Consider the following 24,255-nt stretch of genomic DNA (forward strand, 5'->3'; position numbering starts at 1 on the left):
CAGCCACCTGAGACGGCTCACTCAAAACCTTAAGGTTTATCCATTACGAAAGCCCCAGACTCCTATTTGGAATCTGGGGCTTCTGGTTGGTGTGCAATTCACGCAGGGCTAGCTGTGAATAGTGGCTTCAGCGGCCTGCTGAGCTTTGTGCCCGTTCTGGTGGCCGTTTTGGTTAGGCTTGCGAGGTTGAATTAACCCGTAGCCACCGTGGTTCCGCTCGTAAATCACGTTGATTTCTTCGGTTTCTGCGTTGAGGAACATGTAGAAATCGTGGTCGATGACCGCGAGCTGCTCCAAGGCATCTGTCACAGACATAGGAGACATCGCGAAGTACTTAGTGCGAATTACCTCTTCAGGAAGCTGGGGCTCGCTGGTATTGAGCACGTGGGTGACATCGGTCAATGGCGCTTCGTTGAGGTAAGCCTCAGTCGTTTTACCCAAACTGCCCTGCATGCGGGTGTTGCGCTTTTCTTTGAACTTGCGCAGCTGGCGGCTAATTTTGTCGGCTACCAAGTCGATGCTGGCGTAGAGGTTCTCGCTGCTTTCTTCGGCTCTAACAACGGCTCCGTCTACGAATAGGGTAACTTCAGCGGCCTGATTGGCTCCAATTCTGGGGTTTTTGGCTACGGATAGGTGGACATCGACCTCGTTGGTGAGGTGTTTGAAGTGACTCACCGCCTTGAGGATTTTTTGCTCTACATGCTCCCGAATCGCGTCTGTGATCTCAATATTTCTGCCATGGATTACCAGCTTCATAAAGCGGACTCCTTGATACGTCGGCTTGGTTTCACCCTAACACCTTGTATTCTGCACAACAGCGTCCGTTAGAATCCTTTGCATGGGTTGATAATTCTTGATTGCAAAACCCAGGAAAAATGGGCTATTCCCGCTGATTTACGCTTGACAGGAATGAATCAAAACCACGGGGAAGCAATGCCCCGTTGCGATATTTACGAGCTGGGGGTCATGCCTTTTGCCGCAGCTTGGACACTGCAAAAGACCCTGGTACAACGTCACCGCGAGCATCCTCAACCCGATCGCCTGCTGCTTGTCGAGCATCCGGGTGTCTACACCTTGGGTCAGGGCTCAACCCTAGACTACCTCAAACTTTCGGCTGAGGAATTGCCCTATCCTCTGTTTCGCACTGAGCGGGGGGGCGAGGTCACTCACCACTGCCCCGGTCAGCTAGTGGGCTACCCCATTCTCAACCTGAAGCAGCACCAGCCCGATTTGCACTGGTATCTGCGCCAGCTTGAGGAAGTGCTGATTCAAACTTTGGCCCAGTTTGGGGTGAGCGCCGGGCGACAAGCCGGACTAACCGGCGTGTGGGTGGGCAACACCAAGCTGGCGGCGATCGGCATTAAGGTCAGCCGCTGGGTGACGATGCACGGCTTTGCGCTCAATGTCTGCCCTGATCTGTCCGGGTTTCAGGCGATCGTGCCCTGCGGCATTGCCGACAAATCGGTGGGCAGCCTGGCCCAGTTTTGCCCAGGCATTACGGTGGAGTCGGTGCGACCCGTCGTGGTCACTTGCTTTGCTCAGGTGTTTGGGGTTAAGCCCGTCATACAGAATGTCGCCCAACTGGGCCTTTGAGCCCTTTGACGGCGCAAATGCTGCACCGTCCCCAGCGCTTGAGTTCCCCCGTGGGGCAGTGGCACTGACACTGGGGGCAGAGGGGCTGCTGGGCCGCCAGCTGTTGGGTCAGGTCGGCCCAACGCTCAAAGCTCTCTTCGGCTGTTTCTGGCCGCTGGGGCGATCGCGGGATCGCTCGGGGCTCATAGCTGGGATGCTGCCGCAGCCAATCAGGTAGTTCTAAGGCCGCCGCCGCCGTTTTGCCCGGCTGAGCCGATTTATTTCGCCGATACCAGTCGCCGCTCGAAAAGCGAATGTCGCTGAGGTTGAGATGGAGGCGATCGTTGAGCTTGGCTAGAATTCGCCGCCGCTCCAAGGTCAGGGTTTGGGCCCACATCGGGTTGACTACCGCCACGTGCAGCACGTCTTGATCGAGCCGCACGGGGGCGGCCTGGCGAGCTACCCCGTCGCCCACAACGGCAGCCCAGCTGTTGAGCACCTGGCGAAACTGGCCTCGACCACGCCAGCGAGGCTGCTGTTCAAACTGGTGAATGACGTTGTTAATAGAGTCGAGGGGCATGGGCGATCGCAGGTTGCGCTGTTGTTTAGGGGGAATGACCACCAAATTTCTATAGAGGAGAGCGCTGCCGATCTCGTCACCTGCTCGCTCTACCCAGAATGGATTTAGCTTAGCCTGCCCGTGCCAAATGATGGCCGCTGCTGCATAGGAGGTTCGGCAATTTTAGGAAACACAGATTACTCTAAATGAGGGCCTTTCGCTTTGGGGCCAGCTCTCAATCGTCGCAGAAATTCACTCCTGACCCATGGCTTCCATTCTTGACCCGCCCATTTTGACCAAAGTCGCCAAAATGAAGGAGCGGGTTTGCTGGCAGCACCCGATGTTAATGCAGCGCCGCATCGACCAGACGCGATTGATTTTGGAGGATGGTCGCAGCGACGATAGAGAATTTTCGTTTTTGGTGATTGGCGATAGCGGCTCTGGCCCTCACCCCGACCATCACCCCCAGCGGCGCATTGCCAAGCAAATGCTGCCCCACCTGCAAGACTGCCGCTTTTTGCTGCACACGGGCGATGTGGTGTATCAGGTGGGCTCCAGTGAGCAATATCCAGAAAATTTCATCAAGCCCTACCGGGAGTGGCTGGTGGGGGGCGATCGCCCCGAACGCATCGCCTTTGACGATATGGTGTTTCAGTTTCCATTTTTGGCGGTACCGGGCAACCACGACTATTACAACTTGCCCACGCTCTACAGCATTTTGGTGCAGCTGACCCGTCCCGTGCGCAAGCTGCTGGGGCTTAACCTCAATCCAAACGTCGGCTGGCACGGTTCTGGAATCGGCGATGCCTATGCCCGCGCTTTTTTAGACTACTTAAAAACGCTATCGGATGAAGATCTAGACGCTCACCTCGAGCGCCACTATGGTCCCTGGGGCGAGACAACCCTGGGGCTGCGCTACCAGCCAGGGCAGTTTACCCGGCTGCCCAATCGTTACTACACCTTTCGCTACGGCGGCATCGATTTTTTTGCCCTCGACAGCAGCACCTTTAACGACCCAGCCCTGTCGCCCCAGCGGGCTTCAAATGCGGCTTATCGGGGCCGGTTGTTGGCTCAGCGAGAGGCGATTCAGCGCCAGCAGCAGGAGGTGCGCGACGAAGCCATGCACCTGCAACGCACTGATCCCCACGCCCAGGAGCGCTTAGACGACCTGCAGGCCAAGATAGAGCAGATGGAGGAAGTGCTGCTCGATATTGAAAAGCAGGTGCACCCTCGACCCACTACTCTGGTCGATACTGAGCAGCTGCTGTGGCTGCGGGACGGGCTAATTGCCTCTTGGCAGGACAAGGCAGTGCGGGGGCGCATTCTTTTCTTTCACCACCCCCCCTACGTCACTGAGACCACTAAGTGGGGCCAGGGGCAGACGATGGCGATTCGCCAAAACCTGCGCTGGGTGCTTGACCAGGTGGCGGCAGCGGTGCCTGAAATCAGCGCACATCGCCCCTCGGTCAACCTGGTGCTCAACGGCCACGCTCACTGTTTTGAATATCTCAAAACCGAGGCCACGGGCTACGCTGACAGCCACATGAACTATTTAGTCTGCGGCGGCAGCGGTCTGAGCCTGCGACGGCAACGGCCGGAGGGCACCATGCTCTACGAACCCCTGGGGGCCGACCCCGATGGGCAAATGGAGTTTAAGCTGGTGGCAAAATCGCAGTTGTATAAGGGCCTAACCGGCCATAAAGCCGAGCGGCGGCGGCCTTACTCCTTTGTGCGCATCGATGTCACCCAGGATGAGATGCCCAAATTCATTGTGACGCCCCATATTTCGGAGCGATCGCACCAAAACTGGGAGGACTACGCGCTGGATCCGCTGGTGCTGGAGTAAGTGAGTAGATGGAGCGCTGGGAAGCGGTTCTGCGATTCTGGTTTGGCGACCCAGAGGATCCTTGCAGCGAGTATGGCCAGCAGCGCCGGGTCTGGTTCAAGAAAAAACCGGCGTTTGATGACACGATTCGGCGGCAGTTTTTGACTGACTATGAGCAGGCTTCAACTGGCGCTTTAGCGACGTGGCGGCAGGAACCGCGATCGTGCCTTGCCCTGGTGATCCTGCTAGACCAGTTTCCGCGCAATCTGTTTCGGGGCGAGGCGCGCAGTTTTGCGAGCGATCGCGCTGCCCGAGACACCGCTAACTATGCCTTAGCCCAGGGCTATGACCAGCAGGTTTTGCCGGTAGAGCGCATCTTTTTTTACCTGCCGCTAGAGCACAGCGAAAACCTGGCCGACCAGGAGCGCTCGGTGGCACTGGTGCGATCGCTCCACGCCACTCACCCCGGATTTGAGTCCAGCCTTGACTACGCCCTGCGCCATCGAGACGTGATTCAGCGATTTGGTCGGTTCCCCCACCGCAATGAGATTTTGGGCCGGGAAACGACTCCTGAAGAGGCGGAATTTTTGCAGCAGCCAGGGTCGAGATTTTGAGGGGTGCAAGGTTTCAGGTATAGGGTGACAACTCGGCCCTAAACCCTGAACCTTGCACCGTTGCCCTAGCCCCCTAGCCGATACCCTTTGCCGTAGACCGTGTGGATAATTGGCGCAGTGCCTTTGGGCTCTATCTTGCGGCGCAGTAGGCGCATTTGGGCGGCGACCACGTTGCTGCTGGGTGCGTCCTGGTCATCCCAGACGCTCTGGTAAATCTGTTCGTGGGTAAGCACCTGATTGGCGTGGCGCAGCAGGTAGGCCAGCAGGCGGGTTTCTTTTTCAGACAATTCGGCGGGTTGCCCCTGGCGGTGGGCAAGCTGGTTGGCTTCGTCGAGGGTAAGATCGCCGTAGGTCAAGCGTGGCGGGGTGGATGTTTCGAGGTTGGGCGATCGCCGCAGCAGCGCCCGCACCCGCGCCAGCAGTTCCCGCAGCTCAAAGGGTTTGACCAGATAGTCATCGGCTCCGGCATCGAGGCCATCGACGCGATCGTTGAGGGTGTCTTTGGCCGTGAGAAAGAGCACGGGGGTGTTGTCCTGGCGCGATCGCACCTGCCGACAGATCTCTAGCCCGCTCAGCCCTGGCAGCATCCAGTCGAGAATTAGCAGGTCGTAACCGCCTTGACCAGCTAGGTTACAGCCCGCTTCTCCGTTAGTAGCCACATCCACCTCATAACCTTCCCGGTTGAGTAAGCGACTCAGCGGGTCGGCGAGTTCTACTTCGTCGTCAACGAGCAGGATCTTCATGGACAGGGTAGAGGGTGAGGGGTGGAGGGTAGTAGAGGGTGAGGGGTTGAGGGTAGAGGGTGAAGAGTCGTTAATGCCAAAATTCCTCTGCTAGCAGGGTTGTGTGGATCTCGGCAGGAACATTTATGGGGAATTCGTCAGCAGGATACGCGGCGATCGCTTCCGTCAAAGTATCCTGACACACCTCTTCAGCACGTACTAAAAGTAGGCGTCTTGGGCATAGCACCCAAGCTTGAAAGAACTACTCATCAGTTTACGCCACGCCAGTGATGGATAAGCCATTACAGACAGTCACCAATGGCCTGCTCCAAAATGGCCAATCCTTCGTCTAGCTCTTCGTAAGTGACAGTTAGCGGCGGGGCGATGCGCCACACGCTGCCCATACCGGGTAGGGCGGTAATGTTCATGCTCAGCCCTAGTTCTAGACAGCGGCGGGTAATAGTGGCACCTTTTTCTGGGTCGGGTTCACGGGTCGCTCGATCCTTCACCAGCTCTACCCCCAGCAGCAGCCCATGGCCGCGTACATCGCCGATCGCCTCGTAGCGATCCTTGAGTTTGAGCAATCCATCCTTCAAGTAGGCCCCCATGGTTGCAGTCCGCTCCGTCAGGTTTTGGCTGGTCAACACCCGCAGCACCGCCAGCCCCACCTCTGCGGGCATGGGGTCAGACACGTGGGAGGTGTAGTAGATAAAGCCTTTTTCGTAGCAAGCGGCCTCGATCGCCGCGCTGGTCACGGTCGCCGCCAGGGGCAGGCCTCCCCCCAGTGTTTTCGACAAGGTGAGAATATCGGGCACCATGCCCAGTTGTTCAAAGGCAAAGAAGCTGCCTAGGCGACCAAAGGCGGTTTGAGCCTCATCCAAAATCAGCAGCATGCCCCGCTCTTGGCAGTAGCTCTGCAACCGCTGAAAGTAGCCCTCTGGGGGCACGACTACCCCCCCAGCGCTGAGCACGGGTTCCACAATCAGCGCGGCGTAGGCTCCTACCGACTGACTGTCGACTAGGTCAAAGCCTACGTCTAAACAGGTCATATCGCACTGGTCTTGGCAGTGGCGAATAGGGCAGCGATAGCAGTTGGGCGTGGGCAGTGCCAGGTTGCCTGGAATGGTGGGGCCGTAGCCTTTACGGGCCGAGATAAAGGTGCTGGCGCTAGCTCCGGCGGTCATGCCGTGCCAGGAGGCGCTAAGCCCAACCACCTCGAAGCCGCCTGTGTGCAGTTTGGCCATGCGCAGGGCGGCTTCGTTGGCCTCGCTGCCGGTGTTGAGAAATAGGGCCTTTTGCAGGGTGGACGGCAAGAGCTGGCAGAGCGACTCGGCCAGCTCTACCACGGCTGGCGACAGCATGCCGCTGAACAGGTGCAGTACGTCTTCGCAAGCCCTATGAATGGCCTGCACCACATCGGGATGGTTGTGGCCTAGGGTGGCGCACATCTGCCCGGAGGTGAAGTCGAGAATCTTGCGGCCCTGGCGATCGTAGAGGTAGCTGCCCCGCGCCCGCTCGATCAGCATAGGAGCAAAACTGCCCCCGTAGCGCACCAGGTGATGCTCAACAAGGTCCCACATCTCCTCATCTGAAGGGACGTTTGCCGCAGGGGCTAGATCTGAACTCGTAGGGGTGGGAGTGGTGCTGACGTCAGGAATGGAGTCGGGCATGGCAGATAGGAGAAAGGGGGATGTCCCCTAAGATTAGCGGGAATCTCAGGCGGCTTGGAAACCCGTCCCGCTAGCTAGCCCAGCCCTTGGCCCGCTCGACTGCTTTCGCCCACAGGGCAAAGTTTTCTTGCGCTGCGGTCTGGCCCGCACCGGGTTCAAACACGCGATCGATCGCACGGCCCTCCACAAGAGTGCGGTAATCATCCCAAAAGCCGACCGCCAGGCCCGCGGCAAAGGCGGCTCCCTGGGCGGTGACATCGAGCATCTGGGGGCGCTCAACGGGAATGCCTAGCACGTCGGCCTGGAACTGCATGAGAAAGTCGTTGTTGCAGGCCCCACCGTCGACCTTGAGCTGACGAATGGGGGTGCCGGCATCCTGGTTGACGGCGTCGACGACTTCTTTGACTTCGTAGGCGATCGCCTCTAGCACCGCCCGTACCATGTGCTCTCTCTGGGCACCGCGCGTCAGCCCCAGAAAGGCACCCCTGGCGCTCATATCCCAGTGGGGGGCACCGAGGCCGCTGAGGGCGGGCACAAAGTAGACGCCGCCGTTGTCGCGGGCGTTGCGGGCGAGAATTTCGGTTTCCGCCGCGCTGGAGATAATTTGCAGGCCATCGCGCAGCCACTGAATACAGGCCCCAGCGGTAAACATGCTGCCCTCGATCGCATAGCCGAGATGGGGCCGCAGCGGATCGAGCGTCGCCTCAGACCAGGCCACGGTGGAAAGCAGGTGGTGCTGCGATCGCGCCACGTCATCCCCCGTATGCGACACCAAAAACGCCCCGGTGCCGTAGGTGCACTTGAGCAGGCCGGGGCGATCGCAGCCGTGGCCGTAGAGCGCCGCCTGCTGGTCGCCAAAGATTGCCGCGATGGGAATTTCGGCCCCAAAAACAGACGCATCGGTATGGCCAAATACCCCCACGCTGGGCTGAATCGTGGGCATGATGTGGGGCGGAATGCCAAATAGCTCCAGCAGGGTGTCGTCCCACTGGCCGCTGGCCAGGTTAAGCAGCATGGTGCGGCTGGCGTTGCTGTGGTCGGTGGCGTGCACCTGCCGCCCGGTGAGGTTCCACAGCACCCAGCTATCGATCGTGCCCGCCAGCACCTGGTCAAAGTCAACCGGCGGATCCACCTCTTTTTTAGCCTGCTCCAGCAGCCAGGCTAACTTGGTGGCCGAGAAGTAGGCGTCAAGGACTAGGCCGGTGCGATCGTAGATGTCCTCGGCCTTTCCCTCGTCTCGCAGCTGGTTGCACAGGGGTGCGGTACGGCGATCTTGCCAGACGATCGCATTCGCTAGAGGGCGACCGGTGCGGCGATCCCACAGCAGACAGGTTTCACGCTGCACGGTGAGGCCAATGGCGGCAATGTCGCTGGGCTTGAGGCTGGCTTTGGCGATGGCTGACCCCATGGCCCAGGCGATCGCCTCCCAAATCTCACGGGCGTCGTGCTCAACCCAGCCGGGCTGCGGATAATACTGGGTGAGCTCGCGGTAGGCCTGACCGGCGATCGCCCCTTCCCGGTCAAAGATGATCGCTCGGTTGCCGGTGGTGCCCAAATCTAGGGCCATGATGTAGTTAGCAGTCATCTAGAACTCTCGTTGCTGGCTTCCATCATGCTATTCAACCTAAGCCTTCGGCCTTAACCACTCGGAAGTACGGTATCCCCCTCCCCCACCGAGTGGGCAATTGTGAAACAATTTTGATCAATCGACGGGATACTACCCCCTTGCTGTTGTGCGTCGAATTCGCTTTATGAGGTCTGCTCCCTTGAAACAAGGACTCTGGATACCCCTAAGACGGCTGCTGGCCACAATCACGGCGGCGGTGCTGATGTTGAGTGGCGCGATCGCATCTCCGGCTGAGGCCCAGTCGGCGGCAACAGCAGCGATCGGCAACGAAAGTTTTGTGGCGGCGGCTGTGCGCCAGGTTGGCCCGGCGGTAGTTCGCATTGACACCGAAAAAACTATCACTCGCCAGTCCCGCGATCCGCTCTACGAAGACCCTTTTCTACGCGATTTCTTTGGCGGCATGCCGCGTCAGCCCCAGGAAGAACTGTTGCGGGGTCAGGGGTCAGGGTTCATCATCGACGACACTGGCAACATCTTGACCAACGCCCACGTGATCAACGGCGCTGACCGGGTGGTGGTCACTCTTAAAGATGGCCGCAGCTTTGACGCCGTAGTGGAAGGGGTGGACGAAGTCACCGACCTGGCTGTGGTCAAAATCGACGATGGCGAGGACGATGTGCTGCCCATCGCTACCCTGGGCGACTCTGATCAGATCGAAGTGGGCGACTGGGCGATCGCCGTCGGCAACCCCCTCGGCCTCGACAACACCGTGACTTTGGGCATCGTCAGCACCCTCAAACGCACCAGCAGCTCCGTAGGCATCCCCGGCAAGCGGCTAGAGTTTATTCAGACCGATGCCGCCATTAACCCCGGCAACTCGGGTGGACCGCTAGTCAACCAACGGGGTGAAGTGATCGGCATCAATACCGCCATTCGCGCCGACGCCATGGGCATTGGCTTTGCCATTCCCATCAACAAGGCCAAAGAAGTTAAAGACATGCTGGCTCGGGGCGAAACGGTGGCTCACCCCTACATTGGTGTGCAAATTGCCAACCTCACCCCCGAGCAGGCCAAGCGCAGCAACGAAGACATCAACTCAGGTATGTATTTGCCCGAGGTCGATGGTGTCCTGATTATTCGGGTGCTGGAAGGCACCCCCGCTGCCGACGCCGGGCTGCGCCGTGGCGACGTTATTTTGCAGGTCAACGGCACCCCTATTCGCAGCGCCGATGGGCTGCAAATCAAGGTTGAAAACACCAAGATTGGCGATGCCTTAGAACTCAAAATTCAGCGGGGCGATCGCCCTTTGACGGTGCAAGTTAAAACCGCCGAGCTTCACGAGCAGGCTAGCTAGCGCCGACCAATTCCCCCTTTTACCTATCCCTTGAACTAGGAGACTTTCAATGCATTCCACCGAAGACACTGGCACTCGCAAAATCCTCTCCGCCGTTAGTCACGGCTCGATTTTCTTCAACACTTTATTAGTGTCCGTTGGTGTTCCTATCGCCATTCTGCTAATTTCTGACGACTTAGTCGTTAAAGAGAATGCTAAGGAAGCCATCAACTTCCACCTAAATATATGGTTTTGGAAGGTAGTTGCAGGAATTTTGGCCTGGGTGCTGATCGGCATTCCGCTGTTGTTGGTTGTGTTTCTTGTGGACTTGATCATGCCTATCTTTGGCATCTTCCACAGCCTCACTAACCCCAACACACCCTTTCGCTATCCCCTCATTCTGCGCCTGTTTTAGTGAGATCTTTGGTAGGGGCATTGCTGCAGTGCCCCTACATTGCGTTATCCACCCACCTGCTCTACCCAGTCCAGCGCTCGGTTCCACGCCCACCAGGGGTCGCTGTCCCCAGCTTGGCGTTGACCGGCGCTGCTGTTGTAGTAGCCCACGTGGCCGCCGAACTCGGTGAGCACCAATTCGATTTTGGGGTTGGCCGCGCAAACTCCCTTAAGGTCAGGGATGATCTCGGGGCTGAAAAGGGGGTCATCGGCGGCATAGAGAATCAAAGTGGGAATCGTCAGTTCGGCCATAAACGGGAGCGGGCTGCTGGCGTTGTAGTAGTCTTCGACCGAGGCAAACCCCAGGCGAGGAATCACCAACTCGTGGTCAAAGCCCCAGATGCTGTTGGCGCGATCGATCGCAGCTAGGTCAAAGTGGTCGGGGTGGGCTTGGTGAAGACGCTGGGCCAGGCGCTTGAGTTCTTGGGCGATCGATCGCTCTAAAAACTTGCCCAGCGGATCGGCGGTTAGGTAGCGCAGCGATCGGTTTGAGTCGAGGCTGGGGCAGACCACCACGACTCCGGCAATGTCTCCCGGTGCTAAACCGCTGTCAGCTGGAAGCTGCATGGCCGCTTTAGCCCCCCACAGCGCCAGCTGCCCACTGAGGGAATAGCCCATAAACCAGAAGGGTGGCGCACAGCCAAGCGCCTTGGCCTGGGCGGCCAGGGCCACGTAGTCATCTCCCTCGTAGATGCCGTCGGAGGTGAGGGTGGGTGAAAGTTCGGCGGTTTTGCCGTGGGCGCGCCAGTCAAACACCACCAGGCCGTAGCCCTGATGGTGGGCCTTGCGGCCCAAAATTTCGAGCTGCCACTGATCGTCAAGGCTGCCGGTAATGCCGTAGGTGGCGACAATCGTGCCCTTTGACCGGTTGGGCACTGACCAGCGACCAAAAATCGGCACCTCCCCCTGACCCTTGAAAATATGGTCTTGGTAAGGGACGGGCGGCAGGTCAATGCTCTGGGGCCAGGTTTGGCTTGACACCAGGGCGGTGTAAAGGGTCATGGCTAGGCCATTTTGCAAAAACCAGGGGGGCACAAAGGGGGGCATAGGGTCGTGCTAATACTGCCTTCAGCATTCCAGAGAACCCGTTGCAGCACCATCCCCCCGCTAGAGAAAAACGTACTATGGCGGTGGTGACATAACTGAGGAACGGGTGATGGCAACCCCCAGGGTTAAGGGCGATGTAGTGCGAGTTGGTATGGTCGGCACGGGCTTTGTGGCGCGGCTGCGGGCCGATGCGCTCCAGGCGAGCGATCGCGCCTCCCTGGTCGCCGTGGCCGGCCACAACACCGCCGATACCCAAGCCTTTGCCGCACAGTACAACGCTGTCGCTGTGGACGACTGGAAAGCCTTGATCAATCGCGCTGACCTAGATCTAATCGTGGTCTGCCACATCAACCGCGACCACAGCACTGTCGTCGCCGCTGCCCTAGAGGCCAACCACCACGCGGTGGTGGAATATCCCCTGGCGCTGAGTGCCGACGAAGCTCAACCCCTGCTCACCCTGGCCCAGGCTAAGCAGCGCCTGCTGCATGTCGAGCATATTGAGCTGCTGGGGGGCACCCATCTGGCGGCTAAGGCTAATTTGCGGGCGATCGGTCAGCCCTTCTACGCCCGCTACTGCACCCTATCCCCTCGCCGCCCTGCCCCTGCTACCTGGACCTATTGCCCTGAGCTGTTTGGCTTTCCTTTGGTAGGGGCACTGTCGCGCCTGCACCGGCTGATCGACTGCTTTGGCCCGGTGGCGCGGGTCTACTGCCAAAACCACTACGGCGGCCCCACCCCTAGCCCCGAGGGCCTGACCTGCTACACCACTTGCCTCTGCACCGCCCAGCTCACCTTCGCCTCAGGGCTGATCGCTGAGGTGACCTACGGTAAGGGTGAGGCCCTGTGGCAGGTGACGCGGCGGCTAGAGGTGATCGGCAGCGACGGATCGCTGTGTCTGGACGGCGACCAGGGTACTTTGACCGATGCCCAAGGCACCCGTGCTCTAGAGGTGGGCTCCCGTCGGGGGCTGTTCGCGGCCGACACGGCCCAGGTGATCGAGCACCTGCTTACGGGACGGGCACTGTACTGCACGCCCGAGGCTAGCCTCTACACCTTACAGGTGGCGACCGCCGCCCAGCGGTCGGCGGCGACGGGGCGCGTGGTCGATGTGGCCGCGTCTAGGCCTGTACCGTATAGCCTGCCTTCTGAATCGCCTCGGTAAGCGCCTCGGCAGTGACGCTGGCGGTAATGTCTACCGCCTTAGACCCCAGGTCGGTTTTAACCTCGGCACTGGGGTCAACAGCTTGCACGGCTTGGGTAATGGTGCTGACGCAGGCCCCGCAGGCCATATCGGGCACGGTTACAGAAAGGGTGGTCATGGGAAGTCGGAGAAATCGAGGACTCAACTACTCTAGGCGATCGCAACACTGTCGCTACCCCCACTGGGTTGACAGCAGCGCTAAGGTTGATTAGATGATTTGGTAGCGTTGATTCTAAGGGGGTTAACGCCCTTGGCATCATAGGTCAGCAAACGGGAGCGACAGTATTATGACCGCATGTGAGTACAGGCCCGGTTTAGAGGGTGTACCGGCCACCCAGTCGAGCATTAGCTATGTGGATGGCCAAGCGGGAATCTTGGAGTATCGCGGCATTCCCATTGAAGAGTTGGCCCAGCGGGGCACCTTTCTCGAAACGGCCTACCTGTTGATTTGGGGCGGGCTGCCCTCCAAGCCGGAGCTGGATGCCTTTGAGTACGAAATTCGCTACCACCGCCGCCTCAAGTACCGTATCCGCGACATGATGAAGTGCTTCCCTGAGAGCGGCCACCCGATGGATGCTCTGCAAGCCTGTGCGGCTGCCCTGGGCCTGTTTTACTCGCGCCGGGCATTGGATAACCCGGTCTACATTCAACAGGCGGTAGTGCGGCTACTGGCCAAAATTCCCACCATGGTGGCGGCGTTTCAGCTGATGCGCAAGGGCAACGACCCGGTGCAGCCTAGGGACGACCTCAACTACTCCGCCAACTTTCTCTATATGCTCAACGAGCGCGAGCCCGACCCCCTGGCGGCGCGGATCTTTGATATCTGTCTCACCCTCCATGCCGAGCACACCATCAACGCCTCGACCTTTTCGGCCATGGTGACGGCTTCGACGCTCACTGACCCCTACGCGGTGGTGGCTTCGGCGGTGGGCACCCTGGCGGGGCCGCTCCACGGCGGGGCCAACGAAGAGGTGATCGACATGCTGGAGGAGATCGGCTCGGTCGAAAACGTGCGCCCCTACGTGGAGCGCTGCATTGCCGAAAAGTCTAAAATCATGGGCTTTGGCCACCGGGTCTATAAGGTCAAAGACCCCCGCGCCACCATCTTGCAGGGGCTGGCCGAGCAGCTGTTTGCCAAGTTTGGCCAAGACGAGTACTACGCGATCGCCCTAGAGATGGAGCTGGCCGTTTCCGAAAAGCTCGGCGCGAAGGGCATTTACCCCAACGTTGACTTCTACTCGGGGCTGGTCTACCGCAAGCTGGGCATTCCGACTGATTTGTTTACGCCGATCTTTGCGATCGCCCGGGTGGCTGGCTGGCTAGCCCACTGGAAAGAGCAGCTCGGCGAAAACCGCATCTTCCGGCCTACCCAAATCTATACTGGCCCCCACAGCCAAACCTATATCGACCTAGCCAATCGTCCCCACATTTGGGATAAACAAGGTTTTTCGGTGTCTGCACCCACCTGATGGGTCAGACCCCCCTGGGCACTCTTCTCCCCTGCGCAGATTATTGATCTAGTGACGATTTTCAGGAACTCCTGCCCCTCTGGCGCTTGCGCTGGGGGGCTTTTGTTTTGGGGGCTTGGAGAGGTTTAAGGTGCAAGGTACAGGATTACAGGAGACTATGAGAGAGATTTTGAGTGCAGCAGCTATAGGGACCTCCCCCTGGGTCCTATACCCTATACCTCAGACCCCTCACCCCCTAAATCTGGAACCCTTTACCTACCCCTCCAACCAGCTCCTCAATTCTTTCCCGCCAAAACTTCCTATGAATCCCACCTGTCCGGCTCGGTGGATGGGGGAAGATGACGGTAGAATCTAAAGTGTTTTCTCTCTACCAGAGTTAACTGTACCGTTGCTAAGGACTGGCCCATGAATCAAGGAATTGACCTACAGGGTAGTTTCGTCAGCGCCCTCGTCGACCTGGGACTGCCCACTGGAGCGGCCAAGGCTCTGTGGTTGCCCCTGCCCATGGTGGTGATTCTGATTGGGGCTACGGTCAGCATTTTTGTGACGGTATGGCTAGAGCGCAAAATTTCTGCGGCCGCTCAGCAGCGAATTGGGCCTGAGTTTGCTGGGCCTCTTGGCACCCTTCAAGCCGCTGCCGACGGTATCAAGCTGATCTTCAAAGAAGACATTACCCCCGCCAAGGCCGACCCAATTCTGTTTACGCTGGGGCCGGCGATCGTGGTGATCCCGGTGTTTTTGTCGTACCTAATCGTGCCCTTTGGCCAAAATCTGGTGATCACCGACATTGGCGTTGGCATCTTTTTGTGGATTGCCCTCTCCAGCATTGCCCCCATTGGCCTGCTGATGTCGGGCTATTCCTCCAACAACAAGTACTCCCTGCTGGGGGGGCTGCGGGCGGCGGCACAGTCGATTAGCTATGAGATTCCCATGGCGCTGGCGGTGCTGGCGGTGGTGCTGATGTCGAACAGCTTAAGCACCATCGACATTGTCAATCAGCAGTCGGGCTACGGCATTTTGGGCTGGAATATCTGGCGGCAGCCCGCTGGCTTCTTGATTTTTTGGATTGCCGCCCTGGCGGAGTGCGAGCGTCTGCCCTTTGACCTGCCAGAGGCGGAGGAAGAGCTGGTGGCCGGTTACCAGACCGAATACACCGGCATGAAGTTTGGCCTGTTCTACGTAGGTTCCTACGTCAACCTGGTGCTGTCGGCGCTGATCGTCTCGATTTTGTATCTGGGCGGCTGGGAATCTCCCATCTCGGTGAGCTGGTTAGCCAGTTTGATTGGGGTCAGCGAAACTACCCCCTGGCTCCAGGTGATCACTGCTTCCCTCGGCATTGTGATGACCCTGTTCAAGGCCTACGCCCTAGTCTTCATTGCGGTGCTGCTGCGGTGGACTGTGCCCCGCGTTCGCATTGACCAACTGCTTGACTTTGGCTGGAAGTTTCTGCTGCCGGTAGCGTTGGTCAACCTGTTGCTGACTGCGGCCCTCAAGCTGGCGTTTCCGGTTGCCTTTGGTGGCTAGCTCAAAGCGCTTGCTCTACCCTGTAAATAGGTGGCTGCTGGTAGCTAGCCTCTGCTGAAAGCTCAACTACCCCACTGACAACCTGTACCACTGCGGAGATTTTCCCCATGCTGGGTTTTCTTAAACAAGTCGGCGATTATGCCAAAGAGAGCTTACAGGCGGCCAAATATATTGGCCAGGGGCTTTCTGTAACCTTTGACCATATGAGTCGCCGGCCGGTGACGGTGCAGTACCCCTATGAGAAACTGATCCCCTCAGAGCGGTTTCGGGGACGCATTCACTTTGAGTTTGACAAGTGCATTGCCTGTGAGGTGTGTGTGCGGGTGTGCCCCATCAACTTGCCTGTAGTTGATTGGGAGTTTGATAAGGCGACTAAGAAAAAAGACCTGAAGCACTACAGCATTGACTTTGGGGTTTGCATTTTCTGCGGCAACTGCGTGGAGTATTGCCCCACCAACTGTCTGTCGATGACTGAAGAGTATGAGCTGGCTGTCTATGAGCGCCACGAGCTGAACTATGACAACGTAGCCCTAGGTCGTTTGCCCTACAAGGTCACCCAAGACCCGATGGTCACTCCCCTGCGGGAACTGGCCTACCTGCCTAAAGGCGTCATGGGTCCTCATGATCTGCCGGTCAACGCTCGGCGGGCGGGCCAGATGCCCCAAGAAATTTTGGAGGCGGCCCAAAAAGAGGCTAAAGCGGCTGAAGGCGAAGCCAAGCCTAAGGAGTAATGCACGCGTCAGGGTTCCGTGGTACATTCGCCTAAGCTAAGACCACGGCTGCGATCGCTCAATTTTTACAGGAGTCAAGACTGTGACGCTAGCGGAAGGGGTACAACTCGTTGCCTTTGGCATACTGGTTGCAATGACGCTGGGGGGTGCCCTGGGGGTCGTGCTATTAGATAACATTGTCTACTCGGCGTTTTTGCTGGGAGGCGTGTTCACCAGCATGGCAGGCCTTTACATCTTGCTCAATGCGGGGTTTGTAGCTGCTGCTCAGGTGCTGGTGTATGTGGGTGCAGTCAGCGTGCTGATTCTGTTTGGGATCATGCTGGTGAATAAGGAACAGGAGTTCACCCCCATGAAGCAGGCCTGGGTGGGCAAGATCGCTACTGGCGGAGTTTGCGTTGGTCTGTTTGCGCTGCTGACAACCTCAACTCTAAATACGCCGTGGGCTATTTCTACCGAGGTGCCCCAGGGTGAGCTAGCCACTGTCGCCATTGGTATTCACTTTTTTACCGATTATCTGCTCCCCTTTGAGCTGGCTTCGGTGCTGCTGCTGATCGCGCTGATTGGGGCGATCGTGCTGGCTCGCCGCGAATTGATTCCTGACGTAGCTCCTGGGGAGACTGCCTCTGAAGCATTGCAGCTGCCAGAGCGGCCGCGCGAACTGGTGTCGTCGGTGGCAAGCCCAGAGTCTGATTAGACCTCTGTTTGTCAGCCTTGTCAGGCTGAGGAACTGCTGCTTGAGGCTCAAAACTGTTGTTAGGTACTGGAACGAATTCTTCTTTAGCCATGCAACTTGAGTATTTTCTGCTTACTGCCGCTGCCCTGTTCTGTATTGGCATCTATGGCCTGGTTAACAGCCGCAACGTCATTCGCGTGCTGATGTCCATTGAGCTGATGCTGAATGCCGTCAACCTGAACCTGCTGGCGTTTTCGAACTACCTCGACCCGGTGGGCATTAACGGTCAGGTGTTTGCGGTGTTTGTGATTAGCATTGCGGCGGCAGAGGCGGCAGTGGGGTTGGCTATCGTGCTGTCGATCTACCGCAACCGCGACACAGTAGATATGGAGCAGTTCAATTTGCTCAAGTGGTAGAACTGCCGAAGCGTAGGAATGTCTGGATTGTAGAGGGGGTGGCATTGCTCCCTCTACAATTGTTTTTAAAGCACTGGGGTGTCGCTGTCTAAGAACGCTGGAGACGGTGTACTCTCTCGCTCTGTACTATCAACCCACGGCATTTTGTTGTGCAACTTGAGCAAGTCATCATTGTCCATAAGGCTGGTAATCGGCTGAGCCAAAAGTGGGCCGAGAAGTGCGCCCACCAGCTAGAAGCCTTGGGAAGTAAGGTCTTGCGCGGCCCCAGCGGGCCTAAGGACAACCCCTACCCGGTGTTTTTGGCCTCGGTGAGTCAGCCCATTGATCTGGCTATTGTGTTTGGTGGTGACGGCACAGCGCTGACGGCGGCTCGTAACTTGGCCGCCGAGAATATTCCTATCTTGGCGGTCAATATTGGCGGTCATCTGGGGTTTTTGACCGAAAGTTCTGAGGAGATGGATGACACCGAGTCGGTGTGGGAGCGGTTGCTGAGCGATCGCTTTGCCGTTCAGCGGCGCATGATGCTCCAGGCCCGCATCTACGAAGGCCACCGCACCAACCTCGATCCCCTCAGCGAGGTCTACCTGGCCCTCAACGAAATGGCCATCAAGCCAGCTTCCCCCGATCGCATGATCACCTCCATGCTCGAAATGGAGATCGACGGCGAGGTGGTAGACCAGTACCAGGGCGATGGTCTGCTGATCAGCTCCCCCACGGGCTCGACCGGCTACACGGTAGCGGCAGGTGGCCCGATTATTCACCCCGGAATGGATGCGATCGTGGTGACGCCCATTTGCCCCCTCAGCCTGTCGAGCCGCCCGATTGTGCTGCCGCCCGGCTCAGTGGTCAGTGTGTGGCCCCTGGCCGATCCCGACCTCACCACCAAGCTATGGACCGATGGAATTTTGGGCACCGCCATCTGGCCCGGGCAGCGGGTGGATGTGCGCAGCGCTGAGGCCATGGCCCAGTTTATTATTCTGAGACAGGACCATTCCTACTACGGCACCCTGCGCAACAAGCTCAACTGGGCTGGCACCCGCGTCAACTATGTGAACAATCATAGAAACTAGGTGACCCGTTGTAGAAAGAATGAAAAACGAAAAGCCGTACTCCTCTTCGTTCTTCGCCTTTCTGTTTTTTCCTACGAGCTGTGGCGATCGCGGTGGATATCATAAATCGCTTTTTCCCAGCACCACTGCTCGCTCTGGTTGGGGTTGCGCAGCTGCACCTGCTCGACTAACCGCTCGGCTACGGCTTGGTTGCCTCCTACCAAGCGCAGGAGCTGCCGTTGGGTGCGGCCCCGCACCGACCGACTTGGGGCGCTGGCGGTTGGTGAGCGATAGGCGGCGGGCCCTCGTCGGCCCTGGCGACGATTCAGCCAGAAGAGGAGCGCGATGATGAGCGCGATCGCCAACAAAAAAGATAAATCCATTCCAGCGGCATAACGTGGCTATGACCCTCGGAGCCCTTGGCTAGACGCAGGCTACGGCCAGTGGCTCACGTCTAGGGTCGAATTGAGCTAACTCTAGTTCTACCCAAAAATGCCGTCTGTCGGCAGGTGGTCGCAATGCCGCTGCCATTAAACCGCCAGGGTTTGCTAGTGTAATTTATATATTTGTCTAGCCTAGGCCCCCGAGCAGCTGCTGCGGCAATATTACCGCCGTCGGGCTTAGGTAAGCGTTAAGTCCCTCATTTGCGCGTCGCTACCCATGCCAAGAACCCAACGCAACGACAACTTCATCGACAAATCCTTCACCGTCATGGCCGACATGATTTTGAAGATGATGCCCACTAAAAAGAGCCAGAAGGAGGCCTTCGCCTACTACCGCGACGGCATGTCTGCTCAGGCCGACGGGGAATACGCTGAAGCCATGGAAAACTACCGCGAAGCCCTGCTCTTAGAGGAAGAACCCTACGACAAGAGCTTCATCCTTTACAACATGGGCCTGATTCACGCCAGCAACGGCGAACATGAAATTGCCCTAGAGAAGTACAAAGAGGCGCTCGACCTCAACCCTCGCCTATGCCAGGCCCTCAACAACATCGCGGTGATCTACCACTACAAGGGCGAGCAGGCCGAGGCCAGTGGCGACACCGACACCGCCGAAAATCTCTTTGACGAGGCGGCCCGCTACTGGCTAGAGGCTATCACCATTGCCCCCAACAACTACATCGAAGCCCAAAACTGGATGAAGAACACCGGCCGCATGAAGAACGATATTTTCTTCTAAGGCAAGCTCTGTAGCCCGTAGGGTGGGCACTGCCCACCACCGCTTGTCGCTTGTATCAGTTGAATTTTGCCCTGGTTTTCCCCAGCTCGATGCGTTGGGTGACCTAGCGTTTCACCCAACCTACAACTGACGAGACTCAGTCCTCTTTTCTGGATTACGTTTCCATGATCGATCTCGAACAGGTTCGCAAAGTTGCCCTGCTGGCCCGCTTAGAACTCACTGCCGAAGAAGAAGATCAGTTCACCGGGCAGCTCAGCGGCATTCTCGACTATGTGGAGCAGCTCAAGGAGCTCAACACCGACGACGTAGAACCCACCACCCGTGCTATTGAGCTCAGCAACATCACCCGCACCGATAGCCTTCAGACCTTCGCTGAACGCGATGCTATTCTCGACTGCGCTCCCGACTGCGAAGATGGCTTCTTCAAGGTGCCTAAGATTTTGAGCGAGTAGCACCGAGTTAAAACCCAACTAATTCAGCCCTACTGGCCGCCCAGCTCGCTGTCTGTTAAGTAGGGACTGTTTTCTTACGATTTCCTACTGATAGCGCTGACAGATCTCAACCTATAGGACAATCGACCTCAGTTTGAATAGTTAGCAGTTGTCAACCGATAGCTGCGGCTCTACTTTGTCCTGGGGTTTCCCTACGTTGAGGTGCCATGAAGCGTCGGCAGTTGGTTAAAACGACAACCTGGGGCGTGGCGGCGGCTACGACCGCAAGCCTGGGGGCCTGTGCTGGGGCCTCTTCCTCTGGGGTCGAGGGCGCCGCTGAGGATCTGCCTCGGATCGATTGGCAAATGGCCACCAGCTGGCCTGCCGCCCTCGACACAATTTTGGGCGGGGCTCAGACCTTTGCTGATCGCGTCAGCGCTATGAGCGGCGGCCGGTTTACCATTTCACCCCGCTCCGCTGGCGAAATTGCCCCACCGCTAGAAGTGCTCAATGTGGTTTCCCAGGGGGCGGTGCCCTGTGGCCACACGGCCTCGTACTACTACGTGGGTCGCAGCCCGGTAATGGGCTTCGGGGCCAGCCTGCCCTTTGGCCTGACCCCTCAGCAGCAAAACGCCTGGCTCTACGAGGGGGGCGGGCTGGAAAAGCTTCAGGAGTTTTACGCCCGTCAGTTCAACGTGATTCAGTTCCCCGCTGGCAATACCGGGGCGCAGATGGGGGGGTGGTTTCGCCGCGAGATCGCCAGCGTCAGCGATCTGGCCGGGCTCAAGATGCGCATCCCCGGGCTGGGGGGCCAGGTGATGAGCAAACTGGGGGTAACGGTGCAGACACTGCCGGGGGGCGAGATTTTTCAGGCCCTGCAAACCGGGGCGATCGACGCTGCCGAGTGGGTCGGCCCCTACGACGACGAAAAGCTGGGACTGAATAAGGTGGCTCAGTACTACTACTACCCCGGCTGGTGGGAGCCGGGCAGCACCCTGGAGGTGCAGATCAACCTCGACCAGTGGAACCAACTGCCCGAGGTCTATCAGCAGATCGTGCGTACGGCGGCCTTTGAGGCTAATACGGAAATGCTGTCGCGCTACGAAACCCGCAACAACGAAGCCCTTCAGCGCTTGGTTGACGGCGGCGTGCAGCTGCGCGAATACAGCGCCGAGATTATGACCGCCGCTCAGGAGGCCACCTTTGACCTCTACGACGAGTTTGCCGCCGGCGATGCCGACTTTAAGGCCATCTATGACGACTGGCGCGGGTTTCGCGATCGCATCTATGCCTGGAGCCAGCTCAACCAGGGGGCCTTTGAACGCTTTGTCTACAGCAATCTGAAGGCTGGGGGCGAGGCACCCGCCTAGGTCTCATGGAGCTGACGGTGAGCTACTGGAGCGATCGCTCTACCAGCCAGCTTACCGTCTGGGGAAACACCATCACGACTACCAGCACTACCAGCTGAATGGCCATAAACGGCAGCGCGCTGCGGTGAATTTCGCGGGTGCTGATTGTCTTTGGGGCCACGCTCTGCAAATAAAACAGCGAGAACCCGACGGGTGGCGAAATAAACGCCGTCTGCAAATTCAGCGCCATCACCACCCCAAACCACACCATGTCGATGCCTAACGCCTGAGCGGCGGGCACCAGCAGCGGCATGGCGATAAAGCAAATTTCAATAAATTCTAAAAATACCCCCATGGCAAAAATGACTAGGTTGGCCACCAGCAAAAAGGTCAGGTAGCCTCCCGGCAGATTTATCAGCAGGTTGGTGATCAGGGTTTTGCCTCCCAGCGCATCAAACACCAGGCCAAAAAACGACGAGCAAAACAAAATAATCAGCACGACCCCGGTCACGATCGCTGTAGCGTGGGCGGCCTCTTGCAGCAGCTTGAGCGACAGCCGTCGGTTCAGGGCGGCCAGTCCGCAGGCTCCCACGGCCCCGACCGCGCCCGCCTCGGTGGGGGTAGCAATGCCAAAGAAAATGCTGCCCAGCACCACAAAAATCAGCAGTACTGGCGGCACGATCGCCTTCAGCGCCCGCTTTAGCAGCTCCCAGCGGCTGATCTGGCGCATTGCTAGGGGCAGCGATGGGGCTGTACCGGGTTTGAAGTAGGCCACCACTAGCACATAGACCGCGTAGGCTGCGGCCAGCATCAGCCCCGGAATCAGCGCCCCCAAAAATAGATCGCCCACCGACACCCCCAGCTGGTCGCTCAGCACCACCAGCACCAGGCTGGGCGGAATCAGCTGCGCCAGGGTGCCCGAGGCAATGATGGTGCCAGCGGCCAGCTCCTTGTCGTAGCCGTGGCGCAGCATAATCGGCAGCGAAATCATGCCCATGAGAATGACCGTGGCGGCCACCACCCCAGTTGTCGCCGCCAGCAGGGTGCCAACCAGCACCACCGCCAGGGCCATGCCGCCGCGCAGGGGGCCGAGCACCAGGCCGATGGTCTCTAGCAGTTCCTCCGCTAGGCCCGACTTTTCGAGCACCGCGCCCAAAAACACAAAAAACGGAATCGCCAGCAGTGTGAAGTTGCCCATGGTGCCAAACCAGATGTTGGGCAGCAACAGTAGTCGGGCAGGCTCAAAGGCCCCCAGCAGCCAGCCCACCAGGCCAAACACCAGCCCCGTACCGGCAAAGGAAAACGCCACGGGGTAGCCGCTCATCAAAATCAAAAAGAAGCCAACGAACATCGCGATCGCCAACCACTCGTAGCCCATGGCGCACCTTACAAGGGGGACTCAAGAAACTGCATGCTGAAAACTGTGGGATTGCCCATGACCGCTCACTCTAAGGGAGGGAGATCAGCCTCAGCCTCCGGCAGCTGCCTGCCCTCGATATAGCCGCACCACACCGCCCAATACTTGATTGCCTGGGCCACGGCTTGGAGCAGCAGCAGCCCGAAGCCCACCAGCACCATCGATTTGATCGGTGCCCTGGGCAGCCCGCTGGCGTCGGGAGAAATCTCCCAGCGGCCCCAAGTGCCATCGGGCAGCAGCCCCCACGACTGCATCACTGGGTTCACCGTCACCCACAGCCCCAGCACGCAAAAGGGAATCAGGAACAGCACCGTGCCCCAAAAGCTGATCATGGCCTTGCGGCGATCGCTCCAGCTCGCCTCCAAAAAATCGACCCGCACATTTGCCCCCTGCTGGAGGATGTAGGGAAAGCTGAGCAAAAAGGTGAGCGAAAACAGGTACCACTGCAACTCGAGCAGCCCGTTAGAGGCCAGCTGCAAGCCCAAAAAGCGGCCAATGTAGCGAGCTATGACGTTATAGAAACCCACGGCAACAGTGAGTAGTACCAGCCAGCTCAGACTTTTGCCAATCCACTCGCTCAGGTCATCAATGGCCTGAGCCACGCGCAACAGCCGTCCAATTATCCCAGGACTCAGCACTCTTAGCTCCCTCGCCGACTAGCGTTGGAGTTGATAATACCGCCTAATGGAATGGGCTAGATGGGAGTCAACTCGCTAGCCCGGTCATAAATGACTACCCCAACGCGATCGATGTGGTCAGTCAACGGCTGGTCCAAGCCGCTGTAGTGAACAACGTCGAAGAAATAGGGCAGCGGCAGCTCTTCATTGAGAAGGTCAGCGAACTGAGCAATGGTGCGGTGGGTGACGCGATCGCCCTTCACCGCCAAATCTACATCTGACCCTGGCTTGTAGTTGCCCTTGGCTCGCGAGCCAAACAGCACCACCGCCGCAATTTCCTCAAATTGGCGGCTAGCCCCAATGATCTGAGCCATATCGCTCTCTGTGAGACCGTGGGCGTTAGCCATTAGCCTTCACCTTTAGGACTTGGTAAAGTTCGGTCAGCAAGGGAAAGTAGTCGTTGCGAATGCTGGTTTCGACTGCGATCGCCGTGGCTTCGTTGTAGGTATGCGTGGTCAAATTGCGGTCTTGTAGCGCGCTCATCCAGCCGTGCCCTTGACTAATCAAGCCGATCTGAAATCCCTGCTTGATGGCCTCCCTGGGAGTTTTGACCAGAATTCCCTCAGCTTCTTCATAGTCTTTCATCACCTTCCAAGCTAGCTCAAAGGCCAGCTCAAAAAACTGAATGATCCCCGCCCTCTCCACCAGCGAGGGCGACTCAATTGTCAGGGCATCGCGCAGCAGCAAAAACGTGCGCTCGAAGTTCGCGAATCGCTGGACCCAGCGGGTATCGAGGGGATGCATGGGCGCGCTAGGCAAGGTGAACTCTTTCAG

At 58.2% G+C, this 24,255-nt stretch carries 27 protein-coding genes; 15 read left to right on the top strand and 12 right to left on the bottom strand.

Annotated features, from left to right (window positions below):
* Window positions 1-108: 108 nt before the first annotated feature.
* Window positions 109-756 (bottom strand): ribosome-associated translation inhibitor RaiA, encoded by a 648-nt coding sequence (raiA, locus tag H6F75_RS06785; RefSeq protein WP_190750502.1) that lies wholly within the window; start codon window positions 754-756, stop codon window positions 109-111.
* A 153-nt stretch (window positions 757-909) separates the two neighbouring features.
* On the opposite strand from raiA, the gene lipB reads away from it, so the two are divergent.
* Window positions 910-1,593: a lipoyl(octanoyl) transferase LipB gene (gene lipB, locus H6F75_RS06790; RefSeq protein WP_190750503.1), complete on the top strand. Its 684-nt coding sequence runs from the start codon at window positions 910-912 to the stop codon at window positions 1,591-1,593.
* Here the strand turns inward: lipB and H6F75_RS06795 are convergent.
* Entirely contained in the window at window positions 1,562-2,194 is a 633-nt protein-coding gene (locus H6F75_RS06795) for a DUF721 domain-containing protein (RefSeq protein WP_190750504.1), read from the bottom strand. The two genes, lipB and H6F75_RS06795, sit on opposite strands and share 32 nt — an antisense overlap.
* Before the next feature lie 202 nt (window positions 2,195-2,396).
* Between H6F75_RS06795 and H6F75_RS06800 the strand changes: the two genes are divergently transcribed.
* Both H6F75_RS06800 and H6F75_RS06805 read left to right on the top strand, forming a co-directional pair.
* Window positions 2,397-3,977 carry a metallophosphoesterase gene (locus H6F75_RS06800; RefSeq protein WP_190750505.1) on the top strand — a complete coding sequence of 527 codons (1,581 nt, stop codon included), beginning with the start codon at window positions 2,397-2,399 and terminating at the stop codon, window positions 3,975-3,977.
* An 8-nt stretch (window positions 3,978-3,985) separates the two neighbouring features.
* Window positions 3,986-4,570 (top strand): DUF924 family protein, encoded by a 585-nt coding sequence (locus H6F75_RS06805; protein ID WP_190750506.1) that lies wholly within the window; start codon window positions 3,986-3,988, stop codon window positions 4,568-4,570.
* A 65-nt stretch (window positions 4,571-4,635) separates the two neighbouring features.
* On the opposite strand, the gene rppA is transcribed toward H6F75_RS06805, so the two are convergent.
* From rppA to glpK, 3 genes are all read right to left on the bottom strand, one after another.
* Window positions 4,636-5,313 carry a two-component system response regulator RppA gene (rppA, locus tag H6F75_RS06810; RefSeq protein WP_190750507.1) on the bottom strand — a complete coding sequence of 226 codons (678 nt, stop codon included), beginning with the start codon at window positions 5,311-5,313 and terminating at the stop codon, window positions 4,636-4,638.
* 281 nt (window positions 5,314-5,594) lie between these two features.
* The gene (locus tag H6F75_RS06815; RefSeq protein WP_190750508.1) at window positions 5,595-6,962 is read right to left on the bottom strand and encodes an aspartate aminotransferase family protein; all 1,368 of its coding nucleotides are present in this window, start codon (window positions 6,960-6,962) and stop codon (window positions 5,595-5,597) included.
* Window positions 6,963-7,032: 70 nt separating this feature from the next.
* On the bottom strand, window positions 7,033-8,547 hold the full coding sequence (gene glpK, locus H6F75_RS06820; protein ID WP_190750510.1) for a glycerol kinase GlpK: 1,515 nt from the start codon (window positions 8,545-8,547) through the stop codon (window positions 7,033-7,035).
* Between the two features lie 238 nt (window positions 8,548-8,785).
* Between glpK and H6F75_RS06825 the strand changes: the two genes are divergently transcribed.
* Together H6F75_RS06825 and H6F75_RS06830 are read left to right on the top strand one after the other, a co-directional pair.
* Window positions 8,786-9,883 (top strand): HhoA/HhoB/HtrA family serine endopeptidase, encoded by a 1,098-nt coding sequence (locus tag H6F75_RS06825; protein ID WP_347710619.1) that lies wholly within the window; start codon window positions 8,786-8,788, stop codon window positions 9,881-9,883.
* Window positions 9,884-9,932: 49 nt separating this feature from the next.
* A complete protein-coding gene (locus H6F75_RS06830) occupies window positions 9,933-10,277 on the top strand; it encodes a DUF4870 domain-containing protein (protein WP_190750512.1) in 345 nt (114 codons plus the stop codon).
* Window positions 10,278-10,321: 44 nt separating this feature from the next.
* Here the strand turns inward: H6F75_RS06830 and H6F75_RS06835 are convergent, their stop codons facing one another.
* Entirely contained in the window at window positions 10,322-11,362 is a 1,041-nt protein-coding gene (locus H6F75_RS06835; protein ID WP_190750514.1) for an alpha/beta fold hydrolase, read from the bottom strand.
* 109 nt (window positions 11,363-11,471) lie between these two features.
* Between H6F75_RS06835 and H6F75_RS06840 the strand changes: the two genes are divergently transcribed.
* Window positions 11,472-12,524 (top strand): Gfo/Idh/MocA family oxidoreductase, encoded by a 1,053-nt coding sequence (locus H6F75_RS06840; protein WP_190750516.1) that lies wholly within the window; start codon window positions 11,472-11,474, stop codon window positions 12,522-12,524.
* Here H6F75_RS06840 and H6F75_RS06845 read toward each other — a convergent pair.
* Entirely contained in the window at window positions 12,481-12,681 is a 201-nt protein-coding gene (locus H6F75_RS06845; RefSeq protein WP_190627534.1) for a heavy-metal-associated domain-containing protein, read from the bottom strand. The two genes, H6F75_RS06840 and H6F75_RS06845, sit on opposite strands and share 44 nt — an antisense overlap.
* 169 nt (window positions 12,682-12,850) lie before the next feature.
* Between H6F75_RS06845 and H6F75_RS06850 the strand changes: the two genes are divergently transcribed.
* The 6 genes from H6F75_RS06850 to H6F75_RS06875 all read left to right on the top strand — a co-directional run bounded on the left by H6F75_RS06850 (window position 12,851) and on the right by H6F75_RS06875 (window position 18,446).
* On the top strand, window positions 12,851-14,032 hold the full coding sequence (locus H6F75_RS06850) for a citrate synthase (protein ID WP_190750518.1): 1,182 nt from the start codon (window positions 12,851-12,853) through the stop codon (window positions 14,030-14,032).
* Window positions 14,033-14,437: 405 nt separating this feature from the next.
* Window positions 14,438-15,556 carry an NADH-quinone oxidoreductase subunit NuoH gene (gene nuoH, locus H6F75_RS06855; protein WP_190750520.1) on the top strand — a complete coding sequence of 373 codons (1,119 nt, stop codon included), beginning with the start codon at window positions 14,438-14,440 and terminating at the stop codon, window positions 15,554-15,556.
* A 110-nt stretch (window positions 15,557-15,666) separates the two neighbouring features.
* A complete protein-coding gene (ndhI, locus tag H6F75_RS06860) occupies window positions 15,667-16,287 on the top strand; it encodes an NAD(P)H-quinone oxidoreductase subunit I (protein ID WP_242019779.1) in 621 nt (206 codons plus the stop codon).
* An 82-nt stretch (window positions 16,288-16,369) separates the two neighbouring features.
* Entirely contained in the window at window positions 16,370-16,981 is a 612-nt protein-coding gene (locus H6F75_RS06865; protein WP_190750524.1) for an NADH-quinone oxidoreductase subunit J, read from the top strand.
* An 89-nt stretch (window positions 16,982-17,070) separates the two neighbouring features.
* Window positions 17,071-17,376, top strand: a complete 306-nt coding sequence (gene nuoK / locus H6F75_RS06870; protein WP_073606437.1) for an NADH-quinone oxidoreductase subunit NuoK — start codon at window positions 17,071-17,073, stop codon at window positions 17,374-17,376.
* 149 nt (window positions 17,377-17,525) lie between these two features.
* On the top strand, window positions 17,526-18,446 hold the full coding sequence (locus H6F75_RS06875) for an NAD(+) kinase (protein ID WP_190750526.1): 921 nt from the start codon (window positions 17,526-17,528) through the stop codon (window positions 18,444-18,446).
* A gap of 71 nt (window positions 18,447-18,517) precedes the next feature.
* Here H6F75_RS06875 and H6F75_RS06880 read toward each other — a convergent pair whose 3' ends face one another.
* Window positions 18,518-18,808: a hypothetical protein gene (locus H6F75_RS06880; RefSeq protein WP_190750528.1), complete on the bottom strand. Its 291-nt coding sequence runs from the start codon at window positions 18,806-18,808 to the stop codon at window positions 18,518-18,520.
* A 277-nt stretch (window positions 18,809-19,085) separates the two neighbouring features.
* Here H6F75_RS06880 and H6F75_RS06885 point away from each other — a divergent pair, with 277 nt between their 5' ends.
* The 3 genes from H6F75_RS06885 (at window position 19,086) to H6F75_RS06895 (ending at window position 21,408) form a co-directional block, all read left to right on the top strand.
* Window positions 19,086-19,607: a photosystem I assembly protein Ycf3 gene (locus H6F75_RS06885; protein WP_190750530.1), complete on the top strand. Its 522-nt coding sequence runs from the start codon at window positions 19,086-19,088 to the stop codon at window positions 19,605-19,607.
* A 164-nt stretch (window positions 19,608-19,771) separates the two neighbouring features.
* Window positions 19,772-20,059: an Asp-tRNA(Asn)/Glu-tRNA(Gln) amidotransferase subunit GatC gene (gatC, locus tag H6F75_RS06890; protein WP_190696578.1), complete on the top strand. Its 288-nt coding sequence runs from the start codon at window positions 19,772-19,774 to the stop codon at window positions 20,057-20,059.
* A 206-nt stretch (window positions 20,060-20,265) separates the two neighbouring features.
* Entirely contained in the window at window positions 20,266-21,408 is a 1,143-nt protein-coding gene (locus H6F75_RS06895; RefSeq protein WP_190750532.1) for a TRAP transporter substrate-binding protein, read from the top strand.
* 22 nt (window positions 21,409-21,430) lie between these two features.
* Here the strand turns inward: H6F75_RS06895 and H6F75_RS06900 are convergent, their stop codons facing one another.
* The 4 genes from H6F75_RS06900 to H6F75_RS06915 form a co-directional block, all read right to left on the bottom strand.
* The gene (locus H6F75_RS06900; RefSeq protein WP_190750534.1) at window positions 21,431-22,765 is read right to left on the bottom strand and encodes a TRAP transporter large permease subunit; all 1,335 of its coding nucleotides are present in this window, start codon (window positions 22,763-22,765) and stop codon (window positions 21,431-21,433) included.
* Between the two features lie 65 nt (window positions 22,766-22,830).
* Window positions 22,831-23,424 carry a TRAP transporter small permease subunit gene (locus H6F75_RS06905; protein WP_190750630.1) on the bottom strand — a complete coding sequence of 198 codons (594 nt, stop codon included), beginning with the start codon at window positions 23,422-23,424 and terminating at the stop codon, window positions 22,831-22,833.
* A 74-nt stretch (window positions 23,425-23,498) separates the two neighbouring features.
* Window positions 23,499-23,828, bottom strand: a complete 330-nt coding sequence (locus H6F75_RS06910) for a nucleotidyltransferase domain-containing protein (RefSeq protein ID WP_190750536.1) — start codon at window positions 23,826-23,828, stop codon at window positions 23,499-23,501.
* Window positions 23,821-24,225: a nucleotidyltransferase substrate binding protein gene (locus H6F75_RS06915; RefSeq protein WP_190750632.1), complete on the bottom strand. Its 405-nt coding sequence runs from the start codon at window positions 24,223-24,225 to the stop codon at window positions 23,821-23,823. The genes H6F75_RS06910 and H6F75_RS06915 overlap by 8 nt, the downstream gene beginning before the upstream one ends.
* Window positions 24,226-24,255 lie beyond the last annotated feature (30 nt).

Origin of the sequence: Nodosilinea sp. FACHB-131 (assembly GCF_014695395.1) — a bacterium.
GTDB lineage: Bacteria > Cyanobacteriota > Cyanobacteriia > Phormidesmidales > Phormidesmidaceae > Nodosilinea.